This window comes from Kamptonema sp. PCC 6506 (assembly GCF_000180455.1).
In the GTDB taxonomy this organism is placed as follows: domain Bacteria; phylum Cyanobacteriota; class Cyanobacteriia; order Cyanobacteriales; family Microcoleaceae; genus Kamptonema; species Kamptonema formosum.
This window is the reverse complement of the sequence record NZ_CACA01000180.1, coordinates 1-9,867: the sequence shown is the minus strand read 5'-3', so window position 1 is coordinate 9,867 and position 9,867 is coordinate 1. Positions and strand designations below refer to the sequence as shown.

At 43.3% G+C, this 9,867-nt stretch carries 10 protein-coding genes; all 10 read right to left on the bottom strand.

The window, feature by feature from the left end; translation table 11 throughout:
- Positions 1-64: 64 nt before the first annotated feature.
- Complete coding sequence (locus tag OSCI_RS09710) at positions 65-595, bottom strand: shikimate kinase (RefSeq protein ID WP_007354761.1); 531 nt, start codon at positions 593-595, stop codon at positions 65-67.
- Between the two features lie 37 nt (positions 596-632).
- A complete protein-coding gene (locus tag OSCI_RS09705; RefSeq protein WP_019487302.1) occupies positions 633-1,622 on the bottom strand; it encodes a hypothetical protein in 990 nt (329 codons plus the stop codon).
- Positions 1,623-1,879: 257 nt separating this feature from the next.
- Positions 1,880-2,494, bottom strand: a complete 615-nt coding sequence (locus tag OSCI_RS09700) for a flavin prenyltransferase UbiX (RefSeq protein ID WP_007354759.1) — start codon at positions 2,492-2,494, stop codon at positions 1,880-1,882.
- A 241-nt stretch (positions 2,495-2,735) separates the two neighbouring features.
- Positions 2,736-5,084 carry a ribonuclease R family protein gene (locus OSCI_RS09695; RefSeq protein WP_007354758.1) on the bottom strand — a complete coding sequence of 783 codons (2,349 nt, stop codon included), beginning with the start codon at positions 5,082-5,084 and terminating at the stop codon, positions 2,736-2,738.
- A 690-nt stretch (positions 5,085-5,774) separates the two neighbouring features.
- Complete coding sequence (locus OSCI_RS30640; protein WP_007354757.1) at positions 5,775-5,918, bottom strand: hypothetical protein; 144 nt, start codon at positions 5,916-5,918, stop codon at positions 5,775-5,777.
- Positions 5,918-7,543 (bottom strand): hypothetical protein, encoded by a 1,626-nt coding sequence (locus OSCI_RS09690; RefSeq protein ID WP_007354756.1) that lies wholly within the window; start codon positions 7,541-7,543, stop codon positions 5,918-5,920. Before OSCI_RS09690 ends, OSCI_RS30640 begins: the two co-directional genes overlap by 1 nt.
- A gap of 5 nt (positions 7,544-7,548) precedes the next feature.
- On the bottom strand, positions 7,549-7,935 hold the full coding sequence (locus OSCI_RS09685) for a hypothetical protein (RefSeq protein ID WP_007354755.1): 387 nt from the start codon (positions 7,933-7,935) through the stop codon (positions 7,549-7,551).
- A 136-nt stretch (positions 7,936-8,071) separates the two neighbouring features.
- Positions 8,072-8,710 carry a Uma2 family endonuclease gene (locus OSCI_RS09680; protein ID WP_007354754.1) on the bottom strand — a complete coding sequence of 213 codons (639 nt, stop codon included), beginning with the start codon at positions 8,708-8,710 and terminating at the stop codon, positions 8,072-8,074.
- Positions 8,711-8,712: 2 nt separating this feature from the next.
- The gene (locus OSCI_RS31935) at positions 8,713-9,168 is read right to left on the bottom strand and encodes a CHAT domain-containing protein (RefSeq protein WP_267880123.1); all 456 of its coding nucleotides are present in this window, start codon (positions 9,166-9,168) and stop codon (positions 8,713-8,715) included.
- A 26-nt stretch (positions 9,169-9,194) separates the two neighbouring features.
- Positions 9,195-9,867, bottom strand: a 673-nt coding sequence (locus tag OSCI_RS31930) for a CHAT domain-containing protein (RefSeq protein WP_157135552.1), incomplete at its 5' end; no start/stop codon positions are given.

The window sequence follows — 9,867 nt, the reverse complement described above, 5'->3', positions numbered from 1 at the left end:
CCCCGCCCCCCCGCTCCTCTGCCCCCTCGCCCCCCCGCCCCCCCGCTCCTCTGCCCCCTCGCCCTCAGTCCTTTTTGACCACTTTTTGTAATTCTTCAATTACGCGCATTCCCACAGCTTCAGGCGTTTCGCTCCCTACAGCAACTCGGACATCCGCTTGGGCGTAGAAACGCTGCCTCTGATTAAGGATATTTTGCAGTATCGCTCTGGGTTCCCCCTCGCGCAGGAGAGGCCGAGAATTATCCTCTCGCAAGCGATCGCAAAGTTCTTCCACAGGTACATCCAGCCATACCACAATTCCGTGATGAAGATAGCTCCAGTTCATTTGCCGCAAGACAATCCCGCCGCCCGTTGCTACGATTAGCTTTTTATAAGCCGAAAGTTCCCCAAGCACTTGACTTTCTAGCTGGCGAAACGCTTCTTCTCCATCTCTAGCAAAAATTTCACTAATAGATAGATTAGCTACTTTTGAAATTACATCATCAGTATCAAAAAAATGATAGCCTAGCTCCGATGCCAACCACCGCCCTACTGTTGTTTTCCCTGCACCCATCATACCGACGAGATAGAGATTTACTCCCCTTAATAAATCCATTGCCAATTCCTTCAATATTTCCTAATCTTTAATCAAATTAACTGCGATCGCGCTTACGCAAATCCAAAGAGCGATCGTCACCAAACTCGTCATCTTCTCCCAAACCCCAATCCTCATCATCATCATTATTCGTTGACTCTTCCCAATCATCACTCTGAGATGGGGGTGTATAAGGTGGCGTATAAGACGGTGGCGTATAAGACGGTGGTGTATAAGGCGGTGGCGTATAAGGCGGTGTAATCAGCCGAAAATCCGCATCGTAGACGGATTCAGTTTTACCCACCCCTGTATTTCTAGGTTCACGATAACCATAAGAATAAACAGAACCAGACCATGATTGAGTTTTCGGTTCTTGCGGGGATTCGTAATCAATCGGTTTTTGCGGTATATCATCATTCTTAGATAAGGGTTCCTGCTCTTCCTCATCCCCCCAATCATCATCACCACTTTGACTGCTAAGGCCATCGCCAACTTCCACCCAATCATCATCAATGTCTTCATTTGGACTTGTAACCCCTACATTTTCCCCACCAATCTCACTTTTTGGGGTGCTAAATGAACCCACCCCTGCATTGAAATTAGGAGAGAAAGCTTGAGAAATTTCCTGCACAAATGTCTTTACATTGTACTTACTTGGGGTTTCATTCTCACTCCGCTGGGAATAACTTACCTCAGTTTCCTTAGTTTGCCAACTAGCAACAGAAGGATCTAAATCAGGCTTTCTGGGAGAAGGTGGAGGCGTTACTTGATTGGTACCGCCAGAGAAACTATCTGGACTTCTGCGGCCTGCATTCCGAGTCCGCCATTCTTTTTCAGCTAAATAATTGGAGAAGGCCAACACACCAGAAATCAAAAATGATGTGGTTAATCCTGCGGCTAGACTAATCAGAATCCAGAGTGATAGGGGTAGAGTTTGCGATCGCATCCCTAAAAATACCAGCGATAACGAAAACGACACATTTTGTAGGACAAAAAGTGTCAGAACTCCCATAACTGTTAAAAATAATACAACGCGGGCGATAGACATTTTTTTTAATTGTTAGTGGTTAGTGGTTAGTGGTTAGTTGGTAATTGGTAATTGGTAATTGGTGATTGGTAATTGGTAATTGGTGATTGGTAATTGGTGATTTGTGATTGGTAATTGGTGATTTGTGATCGCTAATTACCTATCTACCCTGCTCCCCATCTCCCCCATCTTCCCCTCTCTTTCTCTTTCTCTAGTCCCTAGTCCTGAGCATCGTAGCCCCTTCTTTGGTAACAGTTAACAGTTAACTATTAACCATTTTAATCTTCTTTCCAGCGTTTGAGAGGAACGCAGTCAATATCCAACTGATCTAATGCACGAGCTACCACAAAATCCACCAAATCTTCAATTGTCTGAGGATTATGATACCAAGCAGGAACCGCTGGAACAATTCTAACTCCCACTTCTGCCAAAGCTGTCAAATTTCGGAGGTGAATTAAACTAAAAGGCGTTTCGCGAGGTACTAGCACCAATTTTCGCCCCTCCTTAAGCTGTACATCTGCCGCTCGTTCTAGCAAATCTGAACTCAACCCAGCCGCTAATTTTCCCACCGTACTCATACTACACGGTATCACAATCATTCCTAAAGTGCGAAACGAACCACTTGCAATATTAGCTCCTATATCTTGCCAAGGATGACAGCGGAGTTTTCCACTTTTTTCTTCTCCAGCTTGCTCTCGCCAAAATTCTTCCTGAAGACTGATTTCTGCTGGCATTTTAACATTTTGTTCGCTTTGCCAAACCATGTAAGTAGATTTAGAGGCGACAAGTTCTACAGCAAAATCTGCTTGTAATAGATATTTTATGGTTCTTACTGCATAAATTAATCCCGATGCACCAGTTATTCCTACGATTAAAGGCTTATGATTGTTCATTAGTTAGTTTTTATTTGTTAAATGCCGCATACTTGGTTACATTTTCGACAACTATAGCTAGGGGCTAGGGGTTTAATCAGGTGGATTTACTTAACAAATAACAGTTAACCGTTAACCGTTAACAAATAACAGTTAACAGTCAACCGTTAACAAATAACAGTTAACCGTTAACAGTTAACAAATAACAGTTAACCGTTAACAGTTAACCGTTAACAGTTAACCGTTAACAAATAACAGTTAACTAATCATCACTGTCATAAAAAGCCTCACTACCACCACCAACAGCTACTAAGTCAATTTGCTGGCGATAATAATCGACACTCTTGACTTGTACTTCTACGCGATCGCCTAGACGGTATTGATTGCGGTTTTTGCGGCCTACGAGAGTCTGCTGGCGCGATCGATACTCATACCAATCGTCCTTAAGCGAAGAAACATGAACCAGTCCCTCTACTCGTAGAGTTTCCTCATCTACTACAATCTCGATTTCCACAAAGAAACCGTAAGATTGTACGCCAGTAATCAAACCTTGGAAAGTTTGACCAGTGCGTTCCTTCATCAATCCAGTTTTATTGAGTCCCTCCAAGTCATTTTCTGCATCTTGGGCAACTCTTTCGCGTTCGCTTAAATGCACGACTACTGAGGCAAATTGAGCTTCAAATTCGTGATGAACTTCGGGGGGTAAAACATTCCAATTAATTTGGCCAGCGCAAGAGGAGTGGTGTAAATTCACTCTTTCCTTAGCGCGAGTAGTGCGGCGATCGCGTCCTTGTTCAAAGACGGCCTGTAACACTCGCAAATTTAACAAATCCGCATAGCGGGATAGTGGCGAGGCGCAATGAACGTAACCTTCAGTCAGCGCTAAACCAAAATGAGGTTTGGGTGCAGTGCTGTAAACCGCAGGCTTCAAAGTATCCTCCAATAAATATGAGAGCACTCTCTCGGCCTTCGATCGCGCAAACTGATCGGTAAATCGCTGGAAGTCTAAGGGGTACACTTCCTCTTCGTTTTCCATATACAAATCGCAGCCCAAATTGCTCGAAAGCTTCACCAATTCCAGCACATCTGCGGGGTCAGGAATCGGCTGGACGCGATAAATTCCGGGTACTCCCAAAGCTTGTAAATGGGTAGCGATAGCTTGGTTTGCCAGTACAACTAATTGAGCTGCTGCTGACTGAATGGGAGTGCTATTATTCACCGTAAAAGCTCCTAGTTCTCCCTCATCGTCGTAGTGGCAAGTAGTATCTGGCAGGTTTAATTCAAAAGCTCCTCGGTTTCTACGCTGAGATTTGGCTGCATTGCTGGCGGCTGCGAGTTCGTTGAGGAAAGGTTGCAAGATGAAACATTCAGGATGAATTGATTCATCGGGTGCAGAGTCGAGAATTGTTTGTGCTTCTCTGTAAGTGAGGCGAGAGTCAACTTGAATAACGCTGGGTTGAATTTCGTACTCTACTAATTCCCCGGATTGGTTGAGGGTGAGTAATATGCTCACAGCTAGGCGTTCTTGTTCGGGTAGCAGAGAGCAACGATCGCTCGATATTCCTGTTGGTAACATCGGCACAACCATTTTAGCTAAATGTACTGAGTTACCCCGCTTGCGAGCTTCGCGATCGATCGGTGAGTCGGGACGCACGTACTCAGTTGCATCCGCGATGTGAACTCCTACCCGCCACTGGCCGGACTTACTAGCTTCGAGAGTAAAAGCGTGTTCGATACAGTTTTGAACAGTAGAGGGAGTATTTGGCTGCTCTGAATTTTGAGTGTCAGCTTCTGAGTCAAAGCTCAAAATTGAGAACTCAGAACTGTCAAAACCAACTGTTAATAAGCCGCGTAAATCTAACCGCTTTTTGAGTTCGGTTTTTTTCAGCTTAGTAGGCAAAGTTTCAACTGCTCTAAACACGACGGCGGGGAAAGAGCGAGGTAGGTCGTGTTTGCAGCAAACTATATCGAGATCGTCGGCGGCTTCAGCGTCAGAACCTAGTACCTGAACGACTTTGCCCACTGGTCTATGGCTACCTAGAGGGTAGCGCAGGACTTCCACATGAACTAGGTGATCGATCGCTTCTTGGAGGTTAACGCCATTAGAGAGGAGTTCGAGTTCAAATAGCAAGCGATCGTCTAAGGGAACTGCTCTATAACCGATGCGTCCGGTGGGACTGCTGGTTTGCTTGACTCGCGCTAATACCGAAGGGTTGGCGCGTTCTAAAATTAACTGTACTTCTCCTTCTGGGGAGCGCCGACGACTACCTTCTTTGATGATTTTTACTAAGACGCGATCGCCATTCCAAGCAGTTGATAGGTGGCTTTCTCGGACGTAAACATCCTCTGAACCTTCGGTATCCTGAATGGCAAAACAAAATCCTTTGCTGGAACAGCGAAGTTTTGCCTCTACTACGTCTTCTTCCACTAATCGACGATATCTGCCTTTGTCTTTGACTAAAATGCCAATTTTCTCTAAGGCATCTAAAGCGATCTGAAGTTTTGCTTGACTCGTCAAATCGTTACAGTCGAGTTTTTTCTCCAGAGCTTTCGGGGCAACTAATTTGTCATCTGTGAAATTTGCCAGCAGTGCAGCGATAGAAAATTCCATGTAGCGCTTAATCCTTTTTGTCTGAATTTGGCGATTTCGACCGCGCAATCCCCTGCCAGCTTTAGTTCCCTTGTACTGTTAACGGTTAACTGTTAACTGTTAACTGTTAACGGTTAACTTGACGCTTAGGCTCATACACAGGAGGTAGGGGAGGATGGTAGAGATGGGGAGGGGGGAGATGGGGAGATAGGGGAGATGAGGAGGATGGGGGAGAATTTCTACTCTTCAAACTCGAAACTGATGCACAGCGAAGCGTTGCGAGGAACGAAGCTTGCCTGTAGCAATCTCTCAAAACTCCCATATCTCGATCGTCTCCCCTATCTTCTCATCTCCCCCATCTCCCCATTTCCCCTGTTCTCTCGGACTTAGAGCAATTGGTGAACAGAGTAAGTGCAGGTACGCAAAGCCTCTACCTTTACTGCTTTTACCTAATTGCTATGCCATTTCCGAGCTTTGTAGAAATGACGCTCGATGCCTATTAGCTTAAAACGCGGGGTGTGGGGTGGGAGTTGAGTGGGGTGAAGGTCGCGCGGATGATTAACCTTTAATTTTATTGTATGTTCACTGTAGCAACTTAGTTTATTAAATTTACAATGCTTCTGTGAGTATGGGGGATGGGAAGGTGGCTAGTAATTTTTTGAAGGGCAGTTTGAACAAATGGGCGATCGCACGCGATCGCTTTCCCTCGGTTCATGGTCTGCGATCGCCTATAATTTTTTCTAGGCAAGGGTTATAGGTATTAAGTTTTACGCGGTGAGAAGGCTGAACCGTTGTGGGTTTTAAAGGTGCGATCGCGCTAGCGCTCAGGCTAAAAGTTGATGTACCTTGATTCATTAAGGGGTGGGAGGTTGCGATCGCGCTTCTTCCGGTTGCTGAGAAATCGCTACTTCTGGAGTTTGGGAACTACCTAAAATTAATCTAACAGTACCGGCGAGTACACTTTTTGGATGAGACTGAATATATCGCAGAGAGAGTGATGCGATCGCCACTCCCACTAAACCCCCGCCTAAGCTGAATAGCAGGGATAGTGTTAAGTGATGCGGCGGATTTAGGCTAAAAGCAGGCTGGAAGCGAACGGGAATTAAGGTAAAGTTTTGGTCTGGTTTCTCTTCAAAGAGATAAGGTGATGCAGTAGCGGCAACTCCTGCAAAACCTATGCCTACACCGACAATCGCAATGGTATTTTGTAATTGGCGATCGCGCTTTTTTTCTTTTTGTTCATTAGCTTGTAAGGTTTGTTGTAAAACGCGATCTCGATCTTTTTCTCTGAGTTCTGATGCGCGATCGCTTTCTGCTTGATCGATTTCTACTAAGCCGCGTATACTGGAAATAGCCTGATCTAGTAATTGAGCACCGGGTTTAGAGTAGTTTAAATCAGCTTTAATTTGCAGTCTAAAAGTTTGGCTTTCTCGTTCAGCAAAGCGACTAAATAAATCCAGGCGATCGCTAGTTTCAACTTGCAGACGTTTGAGGATGAGTTCGTAATTTCTGATATGAATATCGATCGTATTCAAAGTATCTTCAAGATTACGCACCTTGAAAGTATATGTAGGAACAGTTTTTAAGATTTCTTTGAGTTGATTTTTTAACACCTCCAAATCTAAAAGCTCTGGTAATTTTGATTTGCTTTCAATTTCTTCTCGGATTAATTTATCCAGTTCATCGGCATATTTTCTACTTTGTTGAAAAACATTGGTGATTTTATGATAGTATAAAAACAGTTCTGGCAAGTCCCAATATATTTCCTGAATTTGTTTGGGAGTGGACTCGGCAAAATAGAAAAGCACAAGATAGCGATTTTGCGATATTTTAGGTTGGCTAAACTCTAAAATATAACTCTCTAAAAAATGTTCGGCTTGATAAAAATCAGGACAATAACCAAGTAATTGCTTTAGCAAATCTTCGGCGTTAGTTCTTAATGCTTCTGCTTTATTTGGTTTGGATTGAGACAAAAAAGCCGTAATTAATAAAGTTTCTCCAATAAAATGCGGGTCATTTTTTAGAGTTAAGCATTGATTTGGGTTAAATTCGCCAACCTCACTTAATTTTACGCTATCAAAACCTTCAGCTTGCGGACGATAAATATTAATTAATAAAGCATAGTTATCGCTAAGTTTTTTGGGATACACCAATAACCGATATAACGGTTTCGGCTGAATTGAATTTTGGTTTTTCTCTTGACTTGAAAGCAAAAAGTATTGTCGCTTACCTTTTTTTTGGCTATCTAGTAAGTCGTAATTGTCTGACCTTGGAAAATCTTCGCGAAGTTCAGGGAATGACTTAGAAAAATCCAACTTTGAACTAAAATTATCTTTTAGTGATTTTTCATACTTGCGCTTAAAATTGTGCGGAGATTCTTTAATTAGTTCTTGGGAATCTAAATATGAGCCAGATTGCAGAGTGAAGGCAAACAAGCTAACATTTAAGGCGTAATAAACAGGCTCAGGTTCATTTAACATCGCGATTAATCTTCGGAAGTATTCTGTAAATTGTCGTCTTGATTTTCCTGAATTATTTTTTGTATTTTATCCCGATTCCGAATAATATCGGCTTCACCTGAAGGGGGTGCAGGATCGATCTCTGAGTTTTCGTCTTCAACCATATCACAGCGAACTTTTTTCCAATCTTTTTGGTTAAATATTCGATTAATTTCTGGATATTTTTCGCACCAATCAAGAATTACTTCAGCAATTTGATGGGGTTTATCAATAGTCTGCAAAATTAGATCGAGTTGTTTCAAATCTTGCCAAGCTTTCTCATCAATTAACTCGCTTTTTCCTTTGGCGCGTTCCACTTCCAACAAGGTTAAAAAGTCGAGAATAGTTTGCGAAGCATTAAAAAAAGGTTCCATATTTTTTAGTTATTCCGATTGAATTTGATTCCGTAGGGGCGGGTTCGCCAAGATATTTGATAATCATCGACAAATATTATAAACCCGCCCCGCCCACACGACAATCTATTGAAATTGATCCCGCCCCCATTACAATCTATTGAAATTGAGTTAACAGCCAACTACAAACTTGACTTTGAGGACTCGTGCGAGTTTGACTTAAAGCCGATTCTAGCACAGACAAGTTTAAACCGGGTAAAACTTGGGATTCTCTAATCCGATGACTTCCCAGGGAATCGATGGCAAAGGCTAAAATTTGGGCGGTATTGACATCAACTATCCAGTATTCTTTAACTTTTAAATCTTCGTACAAAAGGCGTTTTTCTCCCTTATCGTCAGAGATAGAACTTCTGGCGATTTCAATTACTAAATCTGGAGGCGGAAAATTGTCTAAATTAATAATACCTGTTCCCCAAGCAATAACTTGGGCATTATCGCCAATATAGCAAGAGAAATCGGGTTGACATTCTTGAATTTGCGGATGGCGATAGGTACAGTTATCTTTGCCATTCAGGATAATTCCTTTGAGACTGGCATAGAGACAAACGGCAAAAATGATAATACTATGGTCGCTAGCGTGTTCGTTGGTGACGGGTGACATTTCGAGTCGGAATCTGCCTTTATAATAATAGGTTTTTGCTGTCGCACAGTCAAGACTATCGGCAGTTTCGAGATAGTCAGACCAGGTGGCTGTCACCCAGGTATCTGTGGGAATTTGGGTTAGGGAAATAGTCATATTTATAAACCAATAGCACAAAAAGCAGCCCAATATTGGGGGTTAGCAAAGGGTTGGAGATTGGGAAAAGAACGACGGATGTAAATATTGAGGTCGGCAACTAAATTTTCATCCATTTTTACCTCATTTTTCAACCAGGTTAAAAAGTCGGTTCGCGCAACCTTTCTTAGCCAATTCTGTGCGGCCTGTAAAGCTTGACAAACTGACAACTCCTCATCTCTCAAATTTTGATAAAACCGAATCATCAGAAAAGCTGTAGAAAAATCACTGACAGACCATAAACTACTGACCACATTACCAGCACCGGCATAGAGAAAACCACTCGCTAAACCGATATATTCATCGGTGTCAACTCTACTTACTAATCCAGTTTCGCAGGCCGAAAGGCTGACAAGGCGACACAAAGGTAAATTGAGACTAGCGAAAATTTCCTTAAGTGTTAAACATTGAGTCTCAATCCGAAAGCGACGACCATCGCGTAAAGTCAGATAGCGGTTTTGATTTTCTTCCCCTTCCCCTTCTTTCCCTTCTTCTTCTTGCCCCCCCTTATTTCTTGCCCCCCCCTTACCAAGGGGGGTTGGGGGGTTTCTAAAGAGATTTGCTGCGGTAAATCTCCAGCTAAAACTAATGCCGAATCCAGCGGATTAAGGGAGTTGAAACTGCCATGACAAGAAAAATGGGCGTAGTAGGAATCAGTTAATTTTTTGAGAGTTGCTTCGGAGTTAAAAGCGATTTTAGTCGCATCGCGGCGCTTCAAAATGTGGGCGTGAGGGTTGAAGGCGCGGGAAATCTCTTCAACTTCAATTTCAGTGTAGCGCAGGTCTTCCGTAGGATTTTGGATGGCGAATAAGGGGAAAATATCATTGATTGGCGGGCGTTGCCGTTGATGCAAACGTTCGAGAAATTGGCTGCTGGGGGCGTATTGGATGCCGTTGGTATAGAGGTCTAGCAAATAGCCGGTTTTGGTTTCGCTGTTTGGTAAGTTTCGGGTTGCTGATAAGGCGTGAAGCGGTAACAGGTGTAAATCGCGGTGGGGGATGAGGATGAGTTTTTCGATGGTTGGGGGCAATTGGGCAAGTATTTGGTTGAGATGCAGAGATGCGGCTAGGGTGATGAGGCGTTGGCTGAGGGCATTGCCCCAGGTAGATTTGTTGTAG

Coding starts and splice junctions, on each gene's coding strand:
- OSCI_RS09710 (WP_007354761.1), bottom strand. CDS start 595: ATGGATTTATTAAGGGGAGTAAATCTCTATCTCGTCGGTATGATGGGT.
- OSCI_RS09705 (WP_019487302.1), bottom strand. CDS start 1,622: ATGTCTATCGCCCGCGTTGTATTATTTTTAACAGTTATGGGAGTTCTG.
- OSCI_RS09700 (WP_007354759.1), bottom strand. CDS start 2,494: ATGAACAATCATAAGCCTTTAATCGTAGGAATAACTGGTGCATCGGGA.
- OSCI_RS09695 (WP_007354758.1), bottom strand. CDS start 5,084: ATGGAATTTTCTATCGCTGCACTGCTGGCAAATTTCACAGATGACAAA.
- OSCI_RS30640 (WP_007354757.1), bottom strand. CDS start 5,918: ATGAATCAAGGTACATCAACTTTTAGCCTGAGCGCTAGCGCGATCGCA.
- OSCI_RS09690 (WP_007354756.1), bottom strand. CDS start 7,543: ATGTTAAATGAACCTGAGCCTGTTTATTACGCCTTAAATGTTAGCTTG.
- OSCI_RS09685 (WP_007354755.1), bottom strand. CDS start 7,935: ATGGAACCTTTTTTTAATGCTTCGCAAACTATTCTCGACTTTTTAACC.
- OSCI_RS09680 (WP_007354754.1), bottom strand. CDS start 8,710: ATGACTATTTCCCTAACCCAAATTCCCACAGATACCTGGGTGACAGCC.